The sequence below is a fragment of the Micromonospora phytophila genome, from assembly GCF_023656545.1.
GTDB lineage: Bacteria > Actinomycetota > Actinomycetes > Mycobacteriales > Micromonosporaceae > Micromonospora > Micromonospora phytophila.
In genome coordinates this window covers 1-22,398 of the sequence record NZ_JAMOKF010000056.1, presented here as the reverse complement: position 1 = coordinate 22,398, position 22,398 = coordinate 1, and the positions used below count along the sequence as shown (strand labels likewise).

Below are 22,398 nucleotides of genomic sequence, written 5' to 3'. Positions count from 1 at the left end.
CCTCGGTGTGGAGGCGGTCCCACTCGTCGGCGGCGGCTTCCAGAGCCGCTACGACCTGCTCGGCGGTGCGGGCCGGGTCGTCGTTCCACGAGTAGGGGGAGGTGTGTTCGTCGAGGAGGTAGCCGTCCTCGTCGATGAAGAAGACCGGGGCGTGGGCGTCGAGGTAGTCGACGAAGACGCCGATGGTGGCGAGGTAGTCGGCGAGGGTGCCGCCGTCGAGTTGGGAGAAGTGCTCGACCCGGTGGCCGGCGCAGGCGATGCCGATGGCCCCGGCGGCGCAGGCCGGCGGGGTCAGGGTGTCGGTGGTGGTGGCGTAGTAGGTGCCCTGGTGCCAGCCGTGCCGGCGCAGGTAGAGGGCAGCGCACCGGAGCAGGTCAGCGGGTGTGACCAGTGCTGCGGTGGGTGGTTGGTGGGTAGCCTTCATGGCAGCCACGTCCTTTCGGTAAGGGCTTGGTGGAGGTCGGCAGGACCGGCTGTTGCTGGCAGGCGGTGTCCGGTCCTGTCGGCCGTTTCTCGGGTGTCAGCAGCCGGGGCAGTGCCGTTTGCCGCTTCCGGTGGTGCCGCGCAGGGCGCCGAGGATGAGCGCGGTGATGGCCAGGAGGCCGGCGATGATGGCGGCGTGCTCGACCAGGAACGTGACGAGCTGCCCGACGAGGTAGGCGACGATCGCGCCCAGGGCGATGACGGCGGTAGCGACCGAGGCCGCGATGGCGACGCGGCGTCGGATGCGGCGGGGCTGCACCCTGCCGGTGATGTGAGCCCGCAGGGACGTGACCCGGACCGGGCGGATGGTCGGGGTGGTGGTGTCGACCAGGCGCACGGCGACCCGGATACGCGGGTCGGTGGCCGAGATGGTCCGGGGTGCGGTCATTGAGATGAGCGTTCCGGCGCTCTGGTGGTTGGCGATGACGTTGGCGACCTGATCCGGTAGGCCGATCAGGTTGTGGTCGCGGTAGCCGAGGGTGCTCATGCGGCGATCTCCCATTCCGTGCGGTTTCCTGTGGCGGGGCGGCGGATCCAGGCGGCGTAGTCGGCGATGCCGGCGATCTGCGCGTCGGTCAGGTAGGCGACCTTGATGCGGCGGGGAACGCCGCCTTCGGCGATGAGGTAGGCCGCGCCCTGGTTGGTGGGCTGGATGTCAGTAGCGGAGTAGCCCTGCTCGGCCCACCCGTGTCCCAGGACGATGTTCGATGAGTTGGGTGTGGTGCAGCGGAACGCGGCCCGGTAGCCGAACAGGTCCCGCAGCGAGGTCGGGATGATGTCGAACGACGGCCGCTGGGTCGCGGCGACCACGGGGATGCCAGCGGCGCGGCCCCGTGCGACCAGGTCGCGCAGGAGCGCGACGAACTCTTCCTGCTCCTGTTTGCTGCCGATGGTGGCGGAGTAGAAGGCGATTTCGTCGACGAGGACGGTGATGACCGAGAGCCCGTCGGCGGCGGTGAGCTTGCGGCGCCCATGAGCCCGCAGCCAGGCATAGCGGTTGTTCATCACGACCTGAAGCCGCCGCAGGACGGCCAGGGCTTCGGTGATGTCGGGGCCGATGAATGCGTCGGCACAGTCTTCCCACTGGCCGAGCTCGACGAGCTTCCCGTCCAGCAGGACCAGGCGGCTGTCGACGGAGAGGGCGGCGTGGGCGGCGATGCAGTTGAGCAGGCCGGACTTACCTCCGCCGGGTTCACCGCCCGCGAGGAGGTTGCGGTAGGCGAGGGTGATGTAGACGGGCTGACCGAACTCGTCGATGCCGACGAAGATGGGGTCGAACATCGACAGGCCAGGCCCCACCGGAACCCCAGACGTCGGGGCGGTAGCGGTGGTCATGGTTGCCCTCCCTGGGCGTTGATGGGCGCGGAGAGCCACACGAACGAGCCGAAGAGGCTCCCCGCGTCCGAGGTGATGTGGGGGTCAGATCCAGTCGGAGACGTCATCGACGTCGGCCGACGAAGCCGCGGGCTTGCTGCCGTTGGCGGTCGTGGCCGGCTTCTTCTGCACCGGCAGGGTGATGACGGGGGCGTCGACGTCGGGCAGGTCCAGAGCAGTCGGCACGACCGGCGTCGGCCGGTCGGTGGCCGGCGTGGCGGGGTCGATGACGTCGACCAGCGGGGAACCCACCGTCGCGGTGAGGACTTCCCGGCGCTTGATGTCGAACCGCAGATACGCGGCGTTGCCGTCCGAGGCCCGTTCGACCAGAGCGGTGGCGGCGTGGCAGGCGACCGCGATGCGGTCGAGACGGCCTTCCAGATCGGCCAGGGACAGGCCGGGCCGGAGGTAGACCCAGACCCGCTCACCGACCGGGGTCGGTCGGGCCCACAGGATCAGTGGCAGCGAGCCGGACTGGTTGGCGATGATGAACCGCGCGAAACACACGCGCAGCCGGTGCCGCACCACCAGGCACCAGGTCCAGGCGACCAGGGCGCGGCGGGCGACAGGGACGGCGGCGGGGACGCCGATGACCAGGGCGACCACCACGAGCGTCACAGGGAACGGCGTGTGGTTGGCGAGCTGCACCCAGCCGATGCCGAGAACCGTGGTGATCCCGATTTCCGGGGTCCACCACCACAGCAGCCGCAGGACCGGCCAGATGCGGACCAGCACCCAGGTGATGCCGCCGGACAGTGCGCCGATCAGCGCGCCAACGAACAGGGCCAGGATCGGGTGCATGTAGGAAGCGGCCACCACGGCCGACAGAAGGCCGACGATGACCGCCGTCAGGACGAACGCCAACCGGGCGTTGCGGGCCGAGGAACGGTGGACCTTGGCCTCGATGACCGTCACCGTTCCGGTGTTCCGCCCGAAGGGACGGCGGGGGCTAGACTTGGACACGACGAGTCCTCCCTTGCACGAGGGTGGATGAGTGGAGGGCACGGGGTCGGCAGGTTTGGACGCCAGTACCGACCCCGCGCCAGCTCTTACGGGGCGTGACCACCGGTCGTGGTCACCAGGCCGGGAACGTTGGACGCCAGAGCCGTCCCCGGACTGCCTGTTCAGTTGGACTTGTCAGCGGACCTCAGCCGCTTCGGTTGCCACGGACACCAGTGGCAGACACAGCACGGTGATCGAGGACCTACTTAGCCGCCGAGTTACCAGCCTTCGGCTTTAGCGAGATGGCGCGGAACGCGACGCCGTTACGCCCGTTGGTCGCCCACGGAATGGCCTCCAACTGCTCGACAGCGACGAGCTGTCCCACCGTCACGCCCGGCTTCTCACCCGCCGTGGTGACCGTGATGATCTCGCCGCCGGTCTCGTCGAGAACGAAGACCTGGGTCGACCACATGAGCCGGCCAGTGTTCTTCTCCGACCGCTGATTGCCGTTCTGGTCGTTCTTCGGCTCCGGGTCCTTCGTCACCTGGACCTGCTTGCTCTGGGTGTCCACGTACAGCTTCACAACAGACCTCCTGTGTCTAGGCGCATCCCTTGTTGGATGACTGCCTGAACTCAAAGTACCAACTGAGTTGGTACTGCGCCAGGCTCATGCCGGAACTTTGTTCGGCGATTCGCTGGCACCCACAACGATGACCTTGACTGCATTACAACGACAGGTGTCACTGGGGTGACAGGTCTAAGTCCCCTCGCCATGTCCCCCCAGCGCGGGCGATACTGGCGGCATGGGTGACGAGGCAGCGGATCTCGAACGACCGGTTTGGGCAATCAGGTTGAGGGCCGAGCGGACGGCTCGGGGTTGGTCGCAGGGCGAAGCTGTGCGAGCGATGAGAGCGCATGCTGCCGAGCCCCTGCCGGCGGACAGCACCCTCTTGCGTAACTGGAAGCGATGGGAGGCGGGAGGCTCTGAGCCCGACGGCTTCTACAAGGCCCTGATAGCGAAGACCTTCGGCAACGTCACCGCAGCCTTCTTTCCGCCGGCGACAACTCATGAAGCCGACGCGGAGCTACTTGCAGGCACAGGGATGGAGACCGTAGAAATCCTCGCCCGGCTGCGCACTTCTGATGTCTCTACCGCCACCCTGGAGGCGCTGCGCATCACCGCCGACCGGCTGTGTTGCGAGTACCCCTACATGGCTTCGGACCAGCTGCGAGTAGAAGGCCGTGCCTGGCTGCGTCGTATCACTGCTTTGATGGATCGACGGCTGACCCTCGCCCAACACCAGGAGGTGCTGACCCTCGCGGGATGGGTCGCGCTTCTCGTCGGGTGCGTGGAGTACGACATGGGACTTCGTCGTATCGCCGAGGGAACGCGTAAGGCTGCATTGACGCTCGGTGAGGAGGCGGGCGACGCCGCTATCGCCGGATGGGCCTATGAGATGCGGGCTTGGTACGCGCTGACTCAGGGCGACTATCGAGGCGTCATCGCTGCTGCCGAGGCTGGGGAAGCGGTCGCCACCAACAACGGAGCCGCTGTGCAGCTTGCAGCCCAGCGAGCCAAGGCATGGGCAAGGTTGCGCGATAGGCGACAGGTGGAAACGGCCCTGGACCGGGGGAGGGCATTGCTTGAATCCCTTCCGTACCCGGAGGACACCGATCACCACTTCGTGGTGGACCCGGCGAAGTTCGACTTCTACGCCATGGACTGCTACCGCATCGCAGGGGAGGACCGCCTCGCAGAGATGTACGCGCGGGAGGTCATCCGTTCTTCGACCGACCCGGACGGCACGGAACGTAAGCCGATGCGTAACGCGGAAGCCCGGATCACCCTGGGCGTTGTGGCGGCGCGATCCGGCGACGTAGAGCGTGCAGTTTCGTACGGACGCCGCGCACTAGAGGGCGATCGGAAGTCGCTTCCGTCGCTGCTGATGTGCTCCAAGGAGCTGGCGACCCTCTTGCGAGAGAGGTACCCCCACGAGCCGGAGGCCGTCTCCTACCTGGACGAGGTGCGAGCGCTCACTGCGAGCTGACACCGTCCGCGCTGGCGTCTGTGTCTGCTCGGCTTGGCCGACCACCGACACCAGGACGAGGCCGGCTCTCATGCCACGAGATCACCCGATTTGGGCGCCACATGTGGGTACGTCCGACGGTCGCGTCAGGCTCCGGCATCTGGCCCCGCTTCCGGTAGTTGCTCACGGTCGCCACCTTTACCCCCAGGTAGGAGGCTACGTCGGAGGTTGTCCACCACTCCGCGGTCGGATCTGGGCCGGTTCCCACCGCACCATTCTGGCAGAAACCGCCTTATGGCAGTTCACGTAAAGAGCCGGGGTGAGTCCAAGCCGCTCAACTGCGGGCATAGTTAGAACGCTTGTACGATCATCCGGTGGTGAACGAGCTGGCCGGACGCTGGTGGAACGGCACGTGGGGACGGCTGACCCGGCGTGACGGGTGGCTTGCCCGCGAGGTCCGCTGGCACGTCGTCGCCAAGGCAGGCGACTCCGAGACCGGCAAGGTGCTGCGGTGGGAGTTCGACAACGAAGGCGAGGCACGACAGATGGTGCGGCGTCTCGTGCAGGCCGACGGCGGCCAGTGGCGGGAGCAGGCCGGCGATGCGGCGACGCAGTCCCCGAGGTGAGGCCTCCTTTGGCGGCGTCATCATTCATTTTGTACGTCGCGGGATGTCCGCCTTTACCCTGACACCGGAAGTCGCGGGATCGTCCACAGTTGAATGACCAACCGTGACCCGCGGAGGGAATAATGGCATGCGGCCCAGTAGGTGCCTCCCACCACCAGGCAGCCGCCAAATATCAAGAAGTGTGGGCTGAGCGTCTCGAAGAGGCTAACAAATCCCTCAGTGCCGCTAACCATAAGGCCGAACGCGCCCAAAATCACTAGAATCAGCAGAAGGAGGGCGACGACAACAGCGCCAAAAGCTCCGATAAGAGCACCCGGCCCACCCATGAGCAGAGACATCCACGGCAATCCGCCGCCGTACGGCGATCTGGCGGAATAGACGTACGACAGCACAATCAGGCCCGCTGATATCGCCATATACCAGGGCACAAACCCATCCCATCGGAGGTACCAGGGAGTTTCTAGTGCTAAGAGCGACCAAGGGTCATTTCGCACCCCTGTCGTGAACGGCTCCCACCACGGCCCTCCGTTGGTATTGGCGAGAAACATCAGATTTCCGCCTACCAGGCACAACCGAAGAGCCAGCAGTTGGGACAGGACTACTAGCGTCGACGCACTGATCGCGATTGCGCGCTGCCCGCCACGGACCTTCGATGTAGCGACGTATGCGCCGCGCACAGTGTCAGCTGCAATTCCCGCGCCTTTCGCGGCAAGTTTGAGGGGGCCAGCCCATGACTGGAGGAAGAACAGGAGAGCGATCACGGCCAGAATGATCGAACTGAGGCCAAGTGTCGATGCGACGGCAACAACAGTTTGGTCAAAGTCGGGAAAGTCCGGGACGGCGGCCATTCCTGAGGGTAGCCCTAAGACCCATCCCCAGCCGTATCGGCTTTTCGGCTGCTGTCACCCTCCCCTCGGACCTCTGTTTCAGCCAGAGCACCGATGACCCTCCTCAATGCCATCTACCTGGCAACCGCATGTCGTGGGTTGTGGTCGTTGAGATCAACTTAGGGCACCACGTGGAAGAGTTCCCGGGTCGCCGGTCGGCCGGCTTGTCGGTCGGCCGGCTGCCGGTCGGCCGGCTACCGGTTCAAAGTTTCTGTACGTCTTCAAGGCGGCCCGAGACGGGCCGCACGCGCCGCCGCCTGGGCGCGCGTCCGTCGCTCCGCTGGCGCTCCGACTCCGGCCACGCAGCACGCCCGGCGTGCTGGCGCGGACAGCCGGAAGCCCGGGGCCGCCGCAGACGGTAGCGGCGAGTGTTGGTTGATGTCCGTGGGCCGGCAGCCGGCCGGGGCGCGGCGGCGGTCGCACCGCCGCGCCGTGGGGGGCAAGTCACCGCCGGCCGTGGTGGGGATGCGGCGCGAGGATGCGGGGCCGCCCCTCCGACCTCAAGGGTGCTTCGCATCGCTGCGCGACGGCCCTGCGGGCCGCCCTTGACCTCGGAGCCTCTGCGACCCCTCGGGCCGGCGTTGCCGGCAGGCGGGGGCCTGCCCGTGATGCGCGCGCCGCATCCCCACCACGACCTCATCGCGCCGCTCGCGGTCGCCATCAAGCAAGGCAGTGCAACGGCGGCAGAGGTCGGCCACTCCTGGCAAAACAGCCGGTAGGGTCGTGACTCGGGAGGTACCGCAGAAGCCGAGAGCAGGGTGAATCAGTATGGATCGGCCTGTCCTGTTCGATATTGACGGGACGTTGGTGGACTCGACTCAGGCGGTCACCACCATCTGGCGGGAAGTTGCATCCCGCTACGGGGTCGATGCCGAGCCCATCTTGAAGGTCTGCCACGGCCGGCGTGACGAAGATGTCGTTCCAGAATTCTTTTCGCCCGATCTTGTAGCGTCGGTCGTGAGGGAGATAGCTGACCTTGAGCTTCTCCACGCCGACCTTGTGGAGCCCATCCGCGGGGCCGCTTCTGTCCTGAACAGCATCACCGAGGACCGATGGGCCGTCGTCACCTCCGGATCCCGAGCGCTCATGACCGCACGGATGCGTGGTGCTGGACTAAAGATCCCGACCGTCTTCGTGGCCGCCGATGACGTGAGCCAAGGGAAGCCACACCCGGAGGGATACCTGCTAGCGGCGAGTCAACTGGGCGTTGACGCAATGTCCTGTGTTGTCGTCGAGGATTCCCCTGCCGGAGTCGCCGCAGGCAAAGCCGCAGGGGCCGCTGTCGTAGCTCTTGCCGGTACCCACACCCCTGAATCGCTGACGACCGCAGACGTCGTAATCGAAAATCTCAACGAGCTGGCCCGAGCGATCAAGTCCTTGCCTGCCTGAGCGCGCAGGGTGTGGCTTGACGGACCCCAGCAGTAGCCCGCTTCCCTGGCCTTCCAACACGTTGAGAATGAGTCCACCGCGCTTGAAGATCGTTTGGCACAGATCCGGCACAGCTGACAGCGAGAACGCGTGCGAAACATCGAGAGCTGCCGAGGGTTGCAAGCCAGGTCAGAAGGACAATGCGTCCGTCTTGGCCCGCTTTATCGCCACGCCCCGGGTTAGGGGTTCGAGTCCCCTCCGCCCCACCGGTATGGAATGCCCTGGTGAGGGACATGATCCCCCACCAGGGCGTTTATTGTTTCTGCTCGCCTCGGGCCGAAGCGATGCTGTAAGCAGGTCTTTATCGCCCAATCAGCTGCCTAACGAAATTGTGCGCCGTCGCAGATCCCTTGTGAAGTCGTTCGGATAGAACGGCATTTACCCACTTTGGTCCGTGTCCTCCCACGCTCTTAACGAATGACTCCAACTCCCCGTGGGGTGAAACGAATACACCGATCTCCGTAAGCTTCGTCAGTAGTTGCTCGCAAGAGCGATACGCGTCTCCGTGTGGCACTGACTCGAGTCCGGTGTCTTTCGCCTCTTCCCATCCGTCCTTGAATGAAAAGAGTGCCGTAACCGCCTTGCTGGTTTCTCTATCCAAATCCGCTTCATCACCGGGCAAGATCTCGTCCAGCTTCTTGCGAAGCCCGGAAATTGGTTTAGCCACTCTCTTCGCGCTGATAGATCCCGCGAAGCGGGTCCTAAGCTGCGCAAAACCGGCCCAGTCGCCTCCGGACGCCTCAACTAGACGTCGGAATCCGCGCTCGTCGCGTAGCATGTCGAAGTCGACAGCAGCCGCAACATCGACACCTACGCTCCGCAAGGCGGAGACGGCAACGTGTATGCGATCCTTGCCGCCGGCAGGTACGAAGAGCACATCAGGTTGCGGGGCGCCCTGGTCGTCGACTAAATGGTCTACGACTGCGGCAAAGAATCGACAGTCTGCGTCGCTTTCCGCCACAATAACCCGACCGTAGAAGAGGCCGTCAAAGATTCTGGAGTATCTAAGGAGAGGGTCGGTCCATAGCACCTTCGCCTGCTCGGCACTGATTTGCTTGGCATGGTTGATACCGCCGTCCCGAGTGAGCCGAACGACAGTTACATCCGCCGGGCCGTCGAGTAGTCCCCAGAGAAAGTCCGTGTCGTGTGTTGCAATGAACAGCTGAGAGCCGTTACTGGTTGCCAGCTCGCTGAGCAGCCGCCCGAGCGCGCGGCGTTGAGGAGGGTGAAGGAAAGCCTCCGGCTCGTCGACGGTTATAACGAAGTAGCTCTGCACTAGCATTGTCAGTGCCAAGCCCATGAAACTTCTTATGCCATGACCCTGACTCGCTAGTGTGGGGAGCGCGTTCTCCGCATCGGCGTATGCCTTGGTGGGGCGGTTAACGGGAGGGACTTCGGCATCAGGAGTGCCCACCCTCAACGACGATGAAGAGCTAAGTCGTTGGAGGGTGATCGGCATTCCGAAAGCCGATTCGCAGATCCTTGAGAACCTCTCCTCGAGGTCGCCGTCTTGATAGAGGAAGGCGATGGGAGAACTCGGAACCTCATCCATGAAGCCGGAACTGACCTGAGTGCTCACTATCCCGGCCCGCGAATCGACGTCAGCGTATAGAGTTAGGAAGTTCGTCAGCTCGGGTCCAAGATAGCCCGTCGATCCGTTCTCCCAGTTGGCCTTCAGTAATTGCCATCGGCCTTGAGAGCCCATTCGGCGGTAAACTTCCTCATACATGCCGCGTTCTTTGTGTGCATGCGTCTGAAGCCAACCATGCAGTTCGTCCGATGTGCCCGATAGGTCGAAGGTGACGTCCCGGACGACCACTGCTTCACCCTTGCCATGGTCTGAAACTAGACAATTGATCAGGTCGCGAAGAGACGCCGTCTTTCCGCTGTTGTTCGGCCCGACTATGACCGTGATGCCATGGGTGGGGGTGGCGACGCGGGTTCCGTCGCTGAACGTCAGTGAAGAGATCGAGAAGCCAATGCTCACAAGGCAATCCTGCCGGAGAGGCCATCTCACCGCGACCCCAGAGTTCCGCGAGACGCTCGGTGAAGTCACCCTGGTCACTCCTGTCGCCCGACGGGGTCTGAACTTGACACGTCGGTGACACCTACACCGGAACCCCGGGTCGCGGTGGGATGCTTGTCGTGCCGGAACTATTGCAGGCGGACAGGCGGGATCGAGGACGGCTCGCGATGGCAGCCAGGCTGGCGGTGTCAAGGTGAGTGTCTAACTGAGTGACTACGGGTGCGAACACTGCCGTACAACCACGGACGTCAGCGCACCGTTCGCGCAGGTCAGAGGCTCAGAAACGCCAGCTCAACGAAGCGGAATCGTTGCCTGGGGGTCAAGGAGTCTCCCGGGGCACAAACGGGGCACAAGACATCGTGAAACGTCGGTAAGCAGCCACCAATGACGTAAGCCCAAGACGCGGCGCGACCAGCGTGCCGACCAGGTCGCCGCAGGTCACGGGACGGGCCGCCCTGAGTTCCGCTTCAACGTCTGGCTCCGCCCGTTCCCCCAGGCTAAGAGGTTGTGGAAATGCGGCGAGTAGACCGCGAAGACGGTGCCTCAACCGGCTGGCGGCCGTCTGCGGATGTGTCGCCGCAACCGTATCGCCACGATGACGGCGATGATGCCGATGGCTGTCAAGCCGCCGATTCTGATGATCGGCCGGTACCGGTGAATCGCCGGCCCGAGGTCCGGCGGTCCGGGCTGACGAGCGGTCCATCGCACCCCGCTGGTGGCGATACGCACCTGCCGGGTGTCTCGGGGAGTACGCAGCAGGATCTCCGGCGTCTCGGACAGATGCACCACGTCCCTGCCCGCGTTGATGATCAGGTCGTCGCCGTCCCAGCCGAGCACCTCCGGTCCGCCGTAGAACTGCACCCCGGCGCGCATTCCCAACAGCTGGGGCTTCCACTGGACGCACTTGCCCTGCTCGCCGCTGTCCGTAGCCAGCATGCACAGGCCGTGGTCAGCTAGCGCGACGCTTCTGCCGTCCGGCTTCCAGGAGACCTGGCCGACCAGACCGTCGATGTTCGTCGAGCGCTTCCAGACGACGCCGTGATCACGTCGGTAGGCGTAGAGGTCGCCGTGCCGTTGCACCAGCATCGTCGAACCGTCCGGAGAAAGAACGGCATCCACGGTACGAGGGAGCGGCCCCGGATCGAGCGGAACGGTCCACCGGATGTCGCCGGATGGCATGTCCACGACGCGGATCTGGCCGCTCACCGGATAGGCGTCCTGGTCGCCGTCGAAATGCGCCAGCACGGCCTGTCGGCCGTCGGGTGACCATGCGAGCGGTGCGCCCGCAGCCAGCATGCGGGTCTGACCTGTCGTCACATCGAGAAGTTGAGTTCGCTGATTGTGGCCGGTCATCAGGTATCTGCCGTCGGGAGACAGCTCCACGGTGCCAGTCCACGGCCCGCCGGATTCGGACGGATCGAACGTCCGGTAGGTGTCCCGGGGTCCGACCAGGGTCAGTGGCGCGAACGTCGGGTGAAATACGAGCTCCCCCTTGTCCTCGTCATCCGTGTACGTTCCGTCATGCGTGTTGATGTCGAAGGCCACCAAGGCTCGTTCCAGCGGAGCGTCCTGGATATCGGCTGTCCATTTCGGGGCTTCGAGGACATAGGCGGGAAGCTCATCAACGGCTTCGTCGGCCAGGGCTGGGTGTGGCGGCGGAGTAACCTGCGTAACCACCCCTGCTACGCCCAGTGTGGCGACCACGACGATCAAGCCGGCCAGCCATCCGTGGAGCCCGACGACCGCTGCGATGGTCCTGAGGATGCCTACGGTCCGGCCAGAGGTCGTTGCCACGCCGGCACTCTACGGGTCGGCTACAAACTGATCTACCCGTTGAGACGCGACGTCAACAACGCCAAACAGGCGAGCCGCCCGGCGTGCCCGTCCCGTGCCCGTAGCGGCGGTCAACACCGGCCAACAGGGGGTGCAGCAGACTGCCGTGATATGACGATACGTGCTGCACCGCCAGGCCACACAGCTACCGAAGGTGCGGATCAAGACGATTCCCAAGCTGAGAGCTGGTCACCCGAGCATGACAACGGCCGTGAGCTAAGCAAGTATTGCCGGGTGGCCGCGACCGAAGTAGCTCTCTGGGTACCTCTCGCCTCCGGCGCTCTCGGCATCTTGGGGGCCCTGGCTGGCACTGGGATTACTCAACGGGCCACCAGGAAGCGCGAGGATCGCCGCTGGGAGCGCGAGCGCGAGCTGGACCAGGTCCGGCACGACCGCGAGCGCCTTGCGCGGCAGCGCGAACGTCGGGCTGCCCTTTACGTGGACCTGGCCGAGTACACGCAGAGCGAGCAGTCCACCCTGGAGTCCGCGACTGATGAGTACAGCGACAGCCCAGTCGACGTGCCAGACCTTCAGCATCCGGATCGCCTGACAGCGCGGGTGAGGTTGTACGCCGCGCCTCAAGTGGGCGAGGGTTGGGTCGCGTTAGTTCGGGCCATGGAACGCGTCCGCTGGGAGTGGCTCGAAGGGGACGTCAACGAGAACGAACACCACAGGTGGCTTGATCCGGACAACCCCGCCGTAGTGGAGCTGGACAAGGCCATCAAGGAGTTGCAGTCGGCGCTGAGGACAGCCGTTGACGAGGATTCCTGAGCTACACCGAGCTGGGTGACCAACTAATTGAGTGACGACGGGCGCGAGCAAGGCCGGACGTCAGTGGACGCTGATGGACCGTTCGGGCAGCTCAACCCCAGGACGCAGGCAGCTCATCCATCACTGACGGTTCCTTCACGACGAAGAGGTCAAGCTCAGCCAAGTAGGACTTTGGCGGAGCTTGACATCCATAGGAGCATCGGGATGTTGGATGCCAGCCAGGGCCTTAGGTGAAAAGGGTCCCCACGATAAAAAGCACATCAAGCAACAGGAACAGGGCAAGGACCACCAGCGCCAGCAGCCACCGCCGCCCCTTGGTCTTCGACAGGTTCCGCACTTCATTCCATCCCGGTAGGGAGGACGCGGGTAACGCATCGAAGACGGGCGCTAAGAAGGCGGTGACGATGGCAGCGATCAAGACGTACGTCCATGTGTTGAGGAAATCGTCACCTGCAACAACGGCGAGTGCCTTCATCTCAACAAACGTCAACACCAACAGGGCGACTGAGAGGTTGAGCAGCAGCCCTCGACGCCAGACTGAGGCATCACCAGTAGCACGGATGCGATCCGCCATCGATCGGATTTCAAGCCCCAGCGCTATCGCCACGACAGGCACCACCTGAGCAAGAAGTTCGGCGTAGTTCACGGGCACGGGGCGATGGTAGGTGCCACGTACAAGGGCGAGGTATGCGAGGGTGGTCAGCCGCACGACAGGCTACCCACAGCCGCTTCGGACCGCCGCCACCCGTACAGCACGGAAGTACAGCAACGCACCGGACCGCTGGAGCCCCAGAGCGACAGACCCAGGCTCCGCGACCTCCATACCGGGCGCTCAGCAACCGACTCGCCGGCAATCCATACGTTCAGGACGTGCCTCAGGGCCAGGGCTACGAGCTCCCGGCCTGCCCGTGCCCGTTGCGTGCCCGACGTGACGGCGACAGAAGGGCAACCACGGCCAACGGCGGCGCCGCGCTGGAGCGGAGTCGCCGCCGGCCGCGGTGGGGATGAGGCGCGGAGCGTGCGGGGCCGCCCCTCTAGCGTCAACGGTGCTTCGCGTCGCCAACGCCGCGGTCCTCTACGGGCCGCCCATTACCCCGGAGCCTCTGCGACCCCTCTAGCCGCTCTTGCTCGCAGGCCAAGACCTGCCCTGGGTACACGGCGCCGCATCCCCACCAAGGCCTGGCTTTGTTCGCCAAACAGTGTCAGGTCGGGCTGCTCTTGCTAGCGCTGCTACTTGCTCCATGCTTAAGGCTCATCCGTCGAAGCTATTCTTCGGCAGGCTCTGGCGGCAGAACGTCGAGCACCAGAGGGGGTACACCCATACGGCCCGTCAGGTTCTGGAAGAGCTCCCGGGCATAAGGATGAGCTACCGAGATAGCGCCGATAGCACCAAAGGCCGAGAGGTCCTCGTCGCTAACCTTCTCATCGAGGATTTGAAAAACGAGGGAAAAAGTCGCGTGGAGCTCTATTGCATCCCGCTTCTTGGCGTCGACGACTCGAATGTTGTAGGAGATGTCAAAGAAGACATACTCTCCATAACGTCCAACTTCGGGGTTAACTGAGGGCCATATTTCCAGCTCCGGCTCTGGAGATGGAATCAGTAGGTCGGCCTTGACATGCCTGGTCCGAAGGTCCACGAGAGAAAGTTGTGCCGTGACACGATCGGACCGCTTCGTACGATCCCTAGAGTTAGTCACAACCAACCGCGCCAAGATACTCTTCCATGACGTTGAGCGGATGAACATCCTGTACCTGCGGATTTCGCACCCGCGAAGGCGGCTTCCAGCTCTCAACTTCAGAGCTAGCCAACCACCAATCGTCCACCTCCGTTAGCCCTAAGGCTGGCACCTGTTCGGCAAGATGTCCGTAGGGTATGGAGCGATTCCGCCAGGACTGGAAATGGACGAAAGCTAGCCAGGCGGCATTCTCGCCGTCGCCACCTTCTCGCACTTCAAAGTCGAGACGGCAGCGCAACGCGCGAGCATACCTTTGAAGGGTTGAAAGTCGAGGATCGGTGAGGCCCTTTTCTAGGTCCGACACGGCAGACTGGGTGGTTCCCATCCGCTGCGCCACTTTCCTCTGACTAATGCGAAGATCTGTGCGAAGCTTAATTAGAGCACGCACAAGAAGAGCCTTAGCATTTGCGTCGTGCCGAGCAGCCTCTACTTCGTAGTCGTCAAGCTCAGACTCACGGAGCCGATCGTGGTCGTCAGCGACATTGCTGGCTGGCACGATCCTTCGACGTCTGGCGTCCATGATCGTGGTTCCCTCCGCTTCCGCTGGGTTTGCCCCCGGCAGGGCATCGGTCTAAACCGATCGTCTCATCAACGAGCCGCCAACGCTAGGGTGATGCGACATTGTTAACATCCCCCTAAAGGTGGAGTACACTCCCGCCCCTCGGACCACCTGCGGAGGCGTCCCTCGGCGATGACCCTGCTGGTGATCGCGGGCTCTCTGTGGATGGCCCGGAAGACGCACAGCGCTAGGTAGCGTTCTTCCCCCAGGCGCGCGTAGATAACCCCATGCTTCCGCTCCGGCGGTGGCGTGATCAAGAACCGCAGACGGGGGCCTAGTGATCGGTCCTCGGCGGCCAGGAGCTGGCCAGCCTTGTGCCGATCGATAAGGTCGATCAGGCGACCTCGCATCAATTTATCAATATTTCGCAGTTCCTGAGCGAAGATGTCTGGCTTGTCGGCTGTATGGTAATAAAGCCACTCCGTCACGTGGCGCACCTCTCGGGTGACAATCCGTGCGCAGACCAAGGACCCTAGTCGGCCGGTCCGATATTGGAAAGGCTCCCGCCTCGTTTGAGGGCTTACCGGAGTTGACATGGGCAGCTCAGGCCCGGCGGTTCCATGCCGTGACCTCTGTCAATGCGATGGCCGCCCCGAGACTTGTCATGAATGTGACAGTCTCGGGGCGGCCACCCGTCTACCCTGTTAGGAGCAGGCCGTAAGCAGGGCGGCGATCGCGCTGGTCAGCATGGCGATCGCGGTGAGATACCTGATCAAAGTGACGTGACGATCAGGTGGGTTAGGCTGTACAGTCAACACAACTCTCCTGTAAAGAGTTCTCTGAGCGGCGTCCGGTTGCACCCGGGCGCCGTTCTCGTTTGGTAGCCCCGCCAACCGATCTCGCTCTCGCGGCATAGAGGGCTTGCGTGTTCTCCTGGACCTCGCCGTCCCGGCGGGCTCATCCTCCTCGGCAATCGGTGATCGGTCGGAACCGATCGTACCAGCCCTGGGGGGGTGCCCCGGCATGAGCAACACGCCCGGGCGTCGATCTGAGACGGCACTCACAGGGAGTGAGGCATAGATGGAGTCTTTGTCCTAATTGTTCAGTATCCTAGAACAAAATCAGCGTGTCGTAACGCGTTGATCAAGGTGCAACTACGGCCGGTGACGATAGCTCGCCTGGAATCGCGTCGATAACTCTATGGATTGACCCAACTGCGCTATGTTGTCAGGCCGGCAGTCACGAGGGGCGAGCACAGCCCACGAGTCAGCAGAGAGTCAGCGAACGCGGTGATACGTGACCGACCTCAATGGTCACAGCCGGCGAGGCGCCGAGGGCAGGACCACAGGGAACGACACCCGCCGACGCTGGCCGACAACACTGACCAGGCTCCCCCCGACGGGGGTCGGGCTTAGCTGGACGTGCCTGCGGCGGCGCTGTCGACAGCAACGCTGACAGCAACCGCCCCGGACGCCGACGCACGAACGAGCCCAGGGACGGACGCTGCTCCGAGCTGACGGACGCTCCCAGACGGGGACGGATGGGCTGCACACAGCTTGTAAGCGAGATGTCGCCGGTTCGATCCCGGCCGGGGGCTCCAATTCCACCCGAGGCATTTCCCACCGGGCACTGCCGCGCGGCGATGCTCCTCTTCCCGTCAGGCGCTCGGTTTCTGTGCTTTCGGTGGGATCTGAGTGACGGCGGCGTAGGCAACGCTCCCGGGCAGGGCACCGAGTACGGAGTACAGGATGCCGTCCCAGGGCTGCGGCAACCACCCCTTCAACATCACCTCAGCAATGAGGGCCGCAGGCGCCGCAATCAGTAGCGCTGCGACAAGCGCCCACCGCGACCGGCGATCATCCTGCTTGTGCAGGAACATCAGCGCAGCCAACAACGCCAGTAGCCCGTCCGAGTAGAACCATGAGGTGGCCAGGACGTAAAGAGCCCCGAAGGCCAGGCCAATGGCCGATCGCCGCAGAGCAGCGCGGAACGACGCGCCTTCCTGCTGAGAGGCGCCCTCATGCGCGACAGGGCCAGCGGCCGTGCTCGTCACAGGTTCGTCCACCCGTCGATGGTTTCAGCAGTACACGGGGCACAAGACATCGTGAAACCGTGCCTTCGCGATGCCTCACCGTGTCAATGAAGGTCGTAGGGATCCCGAGCAGCCATTGCCTCAGCCTCCGACAACCCGAGGCGGCTGGCAACCCGCCGCCGCATCCGGACCTGGGCGCGCGTTCGTGGCCGGAGCTTGGGCTCCCGCGAGCACCCGCAGACCTGGAAACCCTCGTAGCGCAGGCCCGCCCCGAGAACTGCCGCAACCGCGGTCCACCCGGAGTCATTCCGCCGACGGGGGGCCGCGAAGTCGTGCCCGGCAACGACCATTGGCTGCCGACACGACGTGCATGGGTGCTTCGCGCCGTCCCAGGCGTACTTGTGACTACGACGGCATGACACGCACACGTAGTGGACCTTGTAAGTGGTCTCGGCGTACCGGCACATGTCCGGATGTTAGCGGCGCGCCGGGCGCGGCGGAGAAGCTGGCGACAGCAAGGGTGACAGTAACCGGCCGGGGCTCCCACTCGACCGATCGCAGGATCCAGGAGGCCGACGGCGTCCCGGTAGCCGCCGGTCCGATTCCGGCCGGGGCCGGTGTCACCGGTCCGGGCGACGGTCGCGTGCCGCCACCCACGCCCACCGATGCCGGTCAGCCCCAGTTCTGCGGGGCCGGCTGGTGGGTGGTGGCGTTGAGCCGGTTGAAGAAGTTGGCGGTGGCCACCCAGAGCACGATGCCGGCGAGCGCCTTCTCGTCGAAGTGTCGGGCCGCCTCGTCCCAGACCGCGTCCGGCACGGCGTCGGGCCGGTCGGCGAGCCGGGTGACGGACTCGGCGAGCGCGAGCGCGGCCCGCTCCGCCTTCGTGAAGTACGGCGTCTCCCGCCACGCGGCGATCGCGAACAGCCGCTCGTCGCTCTCGCCAGCCTTGCGGGCGGCCCGCGCGCCGGAGTCGACGCAGGCGCTGCACCCGTTGATCTGGCTGGCCCGCAGGTGCACCAGTTCCAGCGTGCTGCCCGGTACCCCGGCCGAGTGGGCGGCCTTGTAGAGCAGGTTGATGGCCTTCGTGGCGTCCGGCAGCACCGTGGCGGGGTTCTGCATGCGAGGCTCGATGATCATTTGGTCCGTCCTGTCCTGTTAGGCTGGCCGGCGTTCGTCGCGTGGCGGCGTCCCGGTTGGTTCACCGGGATGTCTGGCCGGCCCGACGACGTGACAGATGTGGTGGCGGTCACATGAGCCTGGTCGGGGTGGGGAGACCATGAGCGACGCCGACCTGCTCGCCCGGCGTTTCGAGGAGAGCCGGCCCCGGCTGCGGGCGGTGGCCCACCGGATGCTGGGCTCCCGGATCGAGGCCGAGGACGCCGTCCAGGACACCTGGCTGCGGCTGAGCCGGGCGGACGCCGACGACATCGACAACCTGCCCGGGTGGCTGACCACCACCGTCGGCCGGGTCTGCCTGGACCGGCTGCGGGCCCGCGTCGCCCGCCCCGAGCAGCCGTGGGACAGCACCGGCCCGGAGCCCGGCCCGGAGCCCGGCCCGGAGCCCGGCCCGGTCGGCGTCGAGCCCGTCGACCCGGAGCGGGAGGCCCTGCTGACCGACTCCGTCGGCCGGGCGCTCCTGGTCGTGCTGGACACCCTCGGCCCCACCGAACGCTTCGTCTTCGTGCTGCACGACATGTTCGCGGTCTCCTTCGAGGAGATCGCCGCCGTGGTCGACCGCAGCCCCGCCGCCGTACGGCAGATCGCCGTTCGGGCCCGTCAGCGGGTGCAGCGCGGCGGGACCAGCCCGGAGACCGACCCGGCTCGGCAGCGGCAGGTCGTGGAGGCTTTCCTCGCCGCCTCCCGGGAGGGCCGCTTCGACGACCTGGTCAGCCTGCTCGACCCGCACGTGGTGATGCGCGCCGACCCGACCGCCGTACGCATGGGTGGGTCGACCGCCGAGGCACGCGGCGCCGCCGCCATCGCCGGCTTCTTCAACGGCCGGGCCCAGGGCGCGCTGCCCGCCTACGTCGACGGGACGGCGGGCGCGGTCGTGGTGATCGGCGGGCGCACCCGGATCGTGCTCAGCATCACCGTCACCGACCGGATCATCGGCATCGAGGTGGTGGCCGACCCGGAGCGGCTCGCCACCCTCGACCTGGTCGTCGGGGAACCGCGGTGAGCCGGGCGGCCGAGGAGTCGAACCGGGCCATGCTGCGCGCCCGGGACGCCATGGACCGCGCGTACGCCGAGCCGCTGGACATTCCGGCGCTGGCCCGCATCGCGCACGTCTCCGAGGCCCACTTCATCCGCACCTTCCGGGCCACCTTCGGCGAGACCCCGCACCGCTACCTGCAACGGCGGCGGGTGGAACGGGCGATGTACCTGCTGCTGCACAGCGAGAAGGACGTCACCGACATCTGCTACGCGGTCGGGTTCGCCAGCCTGGGCACCTTCAGCCGCACGTTCCGGCAGATCGTCGGCGAGTCGCCCACCGTCTACCGCCGGCGCAAGCCCCCGGCCGGCTTCGTGCCGAGCTGCTTCACCAAGGCCTGGACCAGGCCCAGCAGTTTTGGATAAGCAGCAGGTCAGCGCCGCCCACTAGCGTTTCGGGCATGACGATGATGACCGCGCTGACCCGCTCCTCGATCTACGTCCTCGACCAGGACGAGGCCCTCGACTTCTACGTCGGCAAGCTCGGCCTGGAGGTCAACACCGACGCCGATCTCGGCTTCATGCGCTGGCTGACGGTCAACGTCCCCGGTGACCCGGACCGCGAGATCCTGCTGGAGAAGCCGGGCCCGCCCGCGCTGGACCCGAAGACCGCCGAGCAGGTGCGGGAGCTGCTCACCAAGGGCGCGATGGGCGGCTCGCTCTACCTGACCACCGACGACGCGCACAAGACGTACGCGGACCTGGTCGCCAAGGGCGTGGACATCACCGACGAGCCGACCGACCGCCCGTACGGGATCGACTTCGGCATCCGGGACCCGTTCGGCAACCGGATCCGCATCGGCCAGATGCACCCGCGGGGCTGAGCGGAACGGGGTGACCGGCGATCACGACCGGGAGGCGCGAGCCGTTCGCGCCTCCCGGTTCTGTCGGAAGACGGGATGGGCGCCCGCCTGCTCGAACCACGGATCAGCGGAGGTCCGGCACCTGGGTGACGGTGAAGGGTGGGGTCGGCGTGGCGGCACCAAGCTGGCTGTTCACCCAGAGCAGCCGGTCACCGTCGCGGGCGATGGTGGTGGGGAACTGGTCCTGCGGGACCGGGGCCGACCGGCACACCACGTGCGCCGCCGTCAGGTCGGGGCTGAGCACCGCGAGGTTGACCGCGAACGAGGTGCCGCCCGCGCCGTCCGGGAAGTTGACCACCCCGTAGAGCCGGTTCCCCTGGAGCAGCAGGCCGTCGGCGCCCATCCGCCCGCCGGTCACCTCGACCACGCTCGCCGTACGCCGGAGCAGGTCCACCCGGTAGAGCAGCTCGGTGCCCTGGTCGGCGACGAGCGCGAGCCGGCCCCCGTCGGTGGCGACGATGCCGTTCAGGAACCCCGGGGCGCCGGGGAAGTCGGCCGGCGTGAGCCAGGGGGTCAGCTCGCCGATCTCCGGTCCGTCAATGGCGGCGCGCCAGAGGGTGCCGGTGGCCGAGTCGGTGACGTAGACGGCGTCGTCGGTGATCGCCAGATCGTTGAGGGCGGCCCCGGCGAGGGGCGCCACCCGCCTGGCGACCAGCGACCCGTCCGCGTCGTGCACGAAGAGCGCACCGGTGTCCCACCCGGCGACGAAGAGCCGGCCCCGCCCGTCCACGTGGATCCCGGCCGCGGCGGTCCGACCGTCGGAACCGGCCGGGAGGAAGGGCGCCAGTTCGGCCGAGCGGGTGTGTCCCCGGTAGACGGCCCCGGTGCCGACGCTGGTCACGTACATCGTGCCGCCGTCGGTCACCGCGATGCCCTCCGGCAGCACGCCGGGTTCGCGGGAGACGACGTAGGTGCTCGGGCGGGCCTCGCCGGCGGAGGCGGAGGCGGGAAGCGCCACGGTGAGTGTCGAGGCAAGGACGGCCGCGCTGGTCGCGGCGATCATTCTTCTCATGAGGTGAGGGTCGTCGACCGCCTGGCGGGCCTCCACGCCTTTCGGGCGGGGCTGAAAGGTGGCTACGGTCGGCGACATGCTGACCCTGCACCTGAACGCGACGGACCTCAGCCGCACGGTGGTGCGCTCCGTGCCGTCGGTGGGGCTGGAGCTGGCGGCGGCGGGGCAGCGGTTGTTCCTGCCCTCCGCTCCGCAACACCTCGAAGCGTGGCGGGCCCGGACCCGGGCCGCCCTGCGCCCGGTCATGCGCCCCTACCTGGACCTCTGCCGGCTGGCGTGGTGGCTGCCGGACTTCCTCACCCCCATCGGCGCCGGAGGCGATTTCGCCGCCGTCCTCGACCGGGTGCTCGCCACCCCGTCCGCGACCCTGCACGCCGAGCTCCGGCCCCGGGTCGACGCCGGGGACCTGCCGCCCCGGGTGGGTGAACTCGCAGCGGACGCTCCCGCCGTACGGCAGCGGCTGCGGGCCGCCATGGTGGCGTTCCACGCCGTCGCGGTCGCCCCGTACCGGGCCGAGATCGACGCTGCTGTGCACGCCGACCGGGCCGCCCGGGGGCACACCCTGGTCGACGCCGGGATCGACCGGGTGCTGCGCACGCTCAGCCCGTACCTGCACTGGTCGTCGTCGGGCGGGTCGTACCGGCTGTCCTACGAGTGCGCGTACGGCACCGACCTCGACGTGGCGCCCACCGGCCGGGGCGTCACGCTGGTACCGTCGTACTTCCTGCCACAGCCGTGCGTCCTCGACGACCCGGACGGCCCCATGATCCTGGCCTACCCGATCGAACGGACGCGGCGTGAGCTGACCACCGGCGCGCCCCTGGCCGACCTGCTGGGGCGTACCCGGGCGGCGGTGCTGGGCGCGGTGGCCGACGGGCGGGGCACCACCCAGGTCGCCCGGGACGTCGGCGTCTCCGCCGCCTCGGCCAGCCAGCACACCGCGGTCCTGCGCTCGGCGGGGCTGATCACGACGCACCGGACCGGGTCCGCCGTGCTGCACTCGCTGACCCCGCTGGGGGAGCACCTGCTCCGGGCGGCCCGCCGGCTGTGACCGGCGGGCGGGTCGCTGCCCTCAGCCGACCGGCAGGCCGCCCAGCAGGGTGTCGACCAGGGCGTCGGCGTCGGCCGGCGACAGTGGACGGCCGGTGACCACGGCGCGCAACCAGACCGGCCCGAGCAGCAGGTCGGCCAGGAGCGCGTCGTCCACCGGCCCGGTCAGCTCGCCCCGGTGCCGGGCCCGCCCGGTCACCTCGGCGACGTGCGCGCAGTGCTGGCCGAGCAGCTCGTCGGCGAGCCGGGCCAGTTCGGTGTCGGCGCCGGTGTGGGCCAGCACGTCGGCGGCGAGCCGTCCCGGCCCGTCGGCGAAGAAGGCCGCCTTCGACCGGACCAGCGCGGTCAGGTCGCCCCGCAGCGAGCCGGTGTCGGGCACCGGCAGGTCCCGGGCGATGGCGTGCCGGAAGGTCGCCGCGACCAGCGACGGCTTGGACGGCCACCACCGGTAGAGCGTGGTCTTGTTGACCCCGGAACGCCGGGCGACCCCCTCGATGGTCAGTCCGGCGTACCCGTCGGTCTCCAGCAGGTCCAGCACGGCGGCGTGGATCGCCTCGGCGCCGCGCGGGCCGCGGGCCGCCGGCCCGCTCGCGGCGCT

General features: G+C 66.5%; 23 protein-coding genes. 8 read left to right on the top strand and 15 right to left on the bottom strand.

The window, feature by feature from the left end:
- The 5 genes from NCC78_RS10435 to NCC78_RS10415 form a co-directional block, all read right to left on the bottom strand.
- Nucleotides 1-424, bottom strand: a 424-nt coding sequence (locus tag NCC78_RS10435; protein ID WP_250793834.1) for a DUF6197 family protein, incomplete at its 3' end; no start/stop codon positions are given.
- Nucleotides 425-520: 96 nt separating this feature from the next.
- Nucleotides 521-970, bottom strand: coding sequence for a hypothetical protein (locus tag NCC78_RS10430; protein ID WP_250793832.1), 450 nt, complete (start codon nt 968-970; stop codon nt 521-523).
- The gene (locus tag NCC78_RS10425) at nt 967-1,818 is read right to left on the bottom strand and encodes an FtsK/SpoIIIE domain-containing protein (RefSeq protein ID WP_250793830.1); all 852 of its coding nucleotides are present in this window, start codon (nt 1,816-1,818) and stop codon (nt 967-969) included. Before NCC78_RS10425 ends, NCC78_RS10430 begins: the two co-directional genes overlap by 4 nt.
- 84 nt (nt 1,819-1,902) lie before the next feature.
- Nucleotides 1,903-2,820 (bottom strand): hypothetical protein, encoded by a 918-nt coding sequence (locus NCC78_RS10420; RefSeq protein ID WP_250793828.1) that lies wholly within the window; start codon nt 2,818-2,820, stop codon nt 1,903-1,905.
- Nucleotides 2,821-3,061: 241 nt separating this feature from the next.
- Nucleotides 3,062-3,382, bottom strand: coding sequence for a hypothetical protein (locus tag NCC78_RS10415; protein WP_250793826.1), 321 nt, complete (start codon nt 3,380-3,382; stop codon nt 3,062-3,064).
- A gap of 220 nt (nt 3,383-3,602) precedes the next feature.
- Between NCC78_RS10415 and NCC78_RS10410 the strand changes: the two genes are divergently transcribed.
- Nucleotides 3,603-4,847: an NsdA family TPR-like regulatory protein gene (locus tag NCC78_RS10410; RefSeq protein ID WP_250793824.1), complete on the top strand. Its 1,245-nt coding sequence runs from the start codon at nt 3,603-3,605 to the stop codon at nt 4,845-4,847.
- Between the two features lie 353 nt (nt 4,848-5,200).
- Nucleotides 5,201-5,452 carry a hypothetical protein gene (locus tag NCC78_RS10405; RefSeq protein ID WP_250793822.1) on the top strand — a complete coding sequence of 84 codons (252 nt, stop codon included), beginning with the start codon at nt 5,201-5,203 and terminating at the stop codon, nt 5,450-5,452.
- 53 nt (nt 5,453-5,505) lie between these two features.
- On the opposite strand, the gene NCC78_RS10400 is transcribed toward NCC78_RS10405, so the two are convergent.
- Nucleotides 5,506-6,300: a hypothetical protein gene (locus NCC78_RS10400; protein ID WP_250793820.1), complete on the bottom strand. Its 795-nt coding sequence runs from the start codon at nt 6,298-6,300 to the stop codon at nt 5,506-5,508.
- 807 nt (nt 6,301-7,107) lie between these two features.
- Between NCC78_RS10400 and NCC78_RS10395 the strand changes: the two genes are divergently transcribed.
- Nucleotides 7,108-7,728 carry an HAD-IA family hydrolase gene (locus NCC78_RS10395; RefSeq protein ID WP_250793818.1) on the top strand — a complete coding sequence of 207 codons (621 nt, stop codon included), beginning with the start codon at nt 7,108-7,110 and terminating at the stop codon, nt 7,726-7,728.
- Between the two features lie 340 nt (nt 7,729-8,068).
- On the opposite strand, the gene NCC78_RS10390 is transcribed toward NCC78_RS10395, so the two are convergent.
- Complete coding sequence (locus NCC78_RS10390; RefSeq protein ID WP_250793816.1) at nt 8,069-9,754, bottom strand: ATP-dependent nuclease; 1,686 nt, start codon at nt 9,752-9,754, stop codon at nt 8,069-8,071.
- A gap of 582 nt (nt 9,755-10,336) precedes the next feature.
- Nucleotides 10,337-11,587 (bottom strand): WD40 repeat domain-containing protein, encoded by a 1,251-nt coding sequence (locus NCC78_RS10385; RefSeq protein ID WP_250793815.1) that lies wholly within the window; start codon nt 11,585-11,587, stop codon nt 10,337-10,339.
- 273 nt (nt 11,588-11,860) lie between these two features.
- Between NCC78_RS10385 and NCC78_RS10380 the strand changes: the two genes are divergently transcribed.
- Nucleotides 11,861-12,397, top strand: coding sequence for a hypothetical protein (locus NCC78_RS10380; protein ID WP_250793814.1), 537 nt, complete (start codon nt 11,861-11,863; stop codon nt 12,395-12,397).
- 226 nt (nt 12,398-12,623) lie between these two features.
- On the opposite strand, the gene NCC78_RS10375 is transcribed toward NCC78_RS10380, so the two are convergent.
- The 5 genes from NCC78_RS10375 to NCC78_RS10355 all read right to left on the bottom strand — a co-directional run bounded on the left by NCC78_RS10375 (nt 12,624) and on the right by NCC78_RS10355 (nt 17,801).
- Entirely contained in the window at nt 12,624-13,049 is a 426-nt protein-coding gene (locus tag NCC78_RS10375) for a hypothetical protein (RefSeq protein WP_250793813.1), read from the bottom strand.
- Nucleotides 13,050-13,662: 613 nt separating this feature from the next.
- Complete coding sequence (locus NCC78_RS10370) at nt 13,663-14,034, bottom strand: protein-export chaperone SecB (protein ID WP_250793812.1); 372 nt, start codon at nt 14,032-14,034, stop codon at nt 13,663-13,665.
- 52 nt (nt 14,035-14,086) lie between these two features.
- Entirely contained in the window at nt 14,087-14,653 is a 567-nt protein-coding gene (locus NCC78_RS32500; protein WP_372495106.1) for a helix-turn-helix domain-containing protein, read from the bottom strand.
- A gap of 1,636 nt (nt 14,654-16,289) precedes the next feature.
- Nucleotides 16,290-16,697: a hypothetical protein gene (locus tag NCC78_RS10360; RefSeq protein ID WP_250793811.1), complete on the bottom strand. Its 408-nt coding sequence runs from the start codon at nt 16,695-16,697 to the stop codon at nt 16,290-16,292.
- A 639-nt stretch (nt 16,698-17,336) separates the two neighbouring features.
- Nucleotides 17,337-17,801 (bottom strand): carboxymuconolactone decarboxylase family protein, encoded by a 465-nt coding sequence (locus NCC78_RS10355; protein WP_250793810.1) that lies wholly within the window; start codon nt 17,799-17,801, stop codon nt 17,337-17,339.
- Between the two features lie 139 nt (nt 17,802-17,940).
- Between NCC78_RS10355 and NCC78_RS10350 the strand changes: the two genes are divergently transcribed.
- The 3 genes from NCC78_RS10350 to NCC78_RS10340 are packed head-to-tail and all read left to right on the top strand — an operon-like array spanning nt 17,941 to nt 19,699.
- Nucleotides 17,941-18,843 carry a sigma-70 family RNA polymerase sigma factor gene (locus NCC78_RS10350; RefSeq protein ID WP_250793809.1) on the top strand — a complete coding sequence of 301 codons (903 nt, stop codon included), beginning with the start codon at nt 17,941-17,943 and terminating at the stop codon, nt 18,841-18,843.
- A complete protein-coding gene (locus NCC78_RS10345; protein ID WP_250793808.1) occupies nt 18,840-19,241 on the top strand; it encodes a helix-turn-helix domain-containing protein in 402 nt (133 codons plus the stop codon). The genes NCC78_RS10350 and NCC78_RS10345 overlap by 4 nt, the downstream gene beginning before the upstream one ends.
- A 44-nt stretch (nt 19,242-19,285) precedes the next feature.
- The gene (locus tag NCC78_RS10340; protein WP_372495107.1) at nt 19,286-19,699 is read left to right on the top strand and encodes a VOC family protein; all 414 of its coding nucleotides are present in this window, start codon (nt 19,286-19,288) and stop codon (nt 19,697-19,699) included.
- Nucleotides 19,700-19,802: 103 nt separating this feature from the next.
- Here NCC78_RS10340 and NCC78_RS10335 read toward each other — a convergent pair whose 3' ends face one another.
- Nucleotides 19,803-20,750 carry an SMP-30/gluconolactonase/LRE family protein gene (locus tag NCC78_RS10335; protein WP_250793804.1) on the bottom strand — a complete coding sequence of 316 codons (948 nt, stop codon included), beginning with the start codon at nt 20,748-20,750 and terminating at the stop codon, nt 19,803-19,805.
- A gap of 76 nt (nt 20,751-20,826) precedes the next feature.
- Here NCC78_RS10335 and NCC78_RS10330 point away from each other — a divergent pair, with 76 nt between their 5' ends.
- Nucleotides 20,827-21,801 (top strand): ArsR/SmtB family transcription factor, encoded by a 975-nt coding sequence (locus tag NCC78_RS10330; RefSeq protein ID WP_250793803.1) that lies wholly within the window; start codon nt 20,827-20,829, stop codon nt 21,799-21,801.
- 21 nt (nt 21,802-21,822) lie between these two features.
- Here the strand turns inward: NCC78_RS10330 and NCC78_RS10325 are convergent.
- On the bottom strand, nt 21,823-22,398 hold a 576-nt coding region (locus NCC78_RS10325), incomplete at its 5' end, for a TetR/AcrR family transcriptional regulator (RefSeq protein WP_250793802.1).

Bases quoted from the DNA above. Each gene is read 5' to 3' on its own strand.
- NCC78_RS10350 (WP_250793809.1), top strand. From the start codon at position 17,941: ATGAGCGACGCCGACCTGCTCGCCCGGCGTTTCGAGGAGAGCCGGCCC.
- NCC78_RS10400 (WP_250793820.1), bottom strand. From the start codon at position 6,300: ATGGCCGCCGTCCCGGACTTTCCCGACTTTGACCAAACTGTTGTTGCC.
- NCC78_RS10335 (WP_250793804.1), bottom strand. From the start codon at position 20,750: ATGAGAAGAATGATCGCCGCGACCAGCGCGGCCGTCCTTGCCTCGACA.
- NCC78_RS32500 (WP_372495106.1), bottom strand. From the start codon at position 14,653: ATGGACGCCAGACGTCGAAGGATCGTGCCAGCCAGCAATGTCGCTGAC.
- NCC78_RS10430 (WP_250793832.1), bottom strand. From the start codon at position 970: ATGAGCACCCTCGGCTACCGCGACCACAACCTGATCGGCCTACCGGAT.
- NCC78_RS10355 (WP_250793810.1), bottom strand. From the start codon at position 17,801: ATGATCATCGAGCCTCGCATGCAGAACCCCGCCACGGTGCTGCCGGAC.
- NCC78_RS10340 (WP_372495107.1), top strand. From the start codon at position 19,286: ATGACCGCGCTGACCCGCTCCTCGATCTACGTCCTCGACCAGGACGAG.
- NCC78_RS10395 (WP_250793818.1), top strand. From the start codon at position 7,108: ATGGATCGGCCTGTCCTGTTCGATATTGACGGGACGTTGGTGGACTCG.
- NCC78_RS10410 (WP_250793824.1), top strand. From the start codon at position 3,603: ATGGGTGACGAGGCAGCGGATCTCGAACGACCGGTTTGGGCAATCAGG.
- NCC78_RS10425 (WP_250793830.1), bottom strand. From the start codon at position 1,818: ATGACCACCGCTACCGCCCCGACGTCTGGGGTTCCGGTGGGGCCTGGC.
- NCC78_RS10330 (WP_250793803.1), top strand. From the start codon at position 20,827: ATGCTGACCCTGCACCTGAACGCGACGGACCTCAGCCGCACGGTGGTG.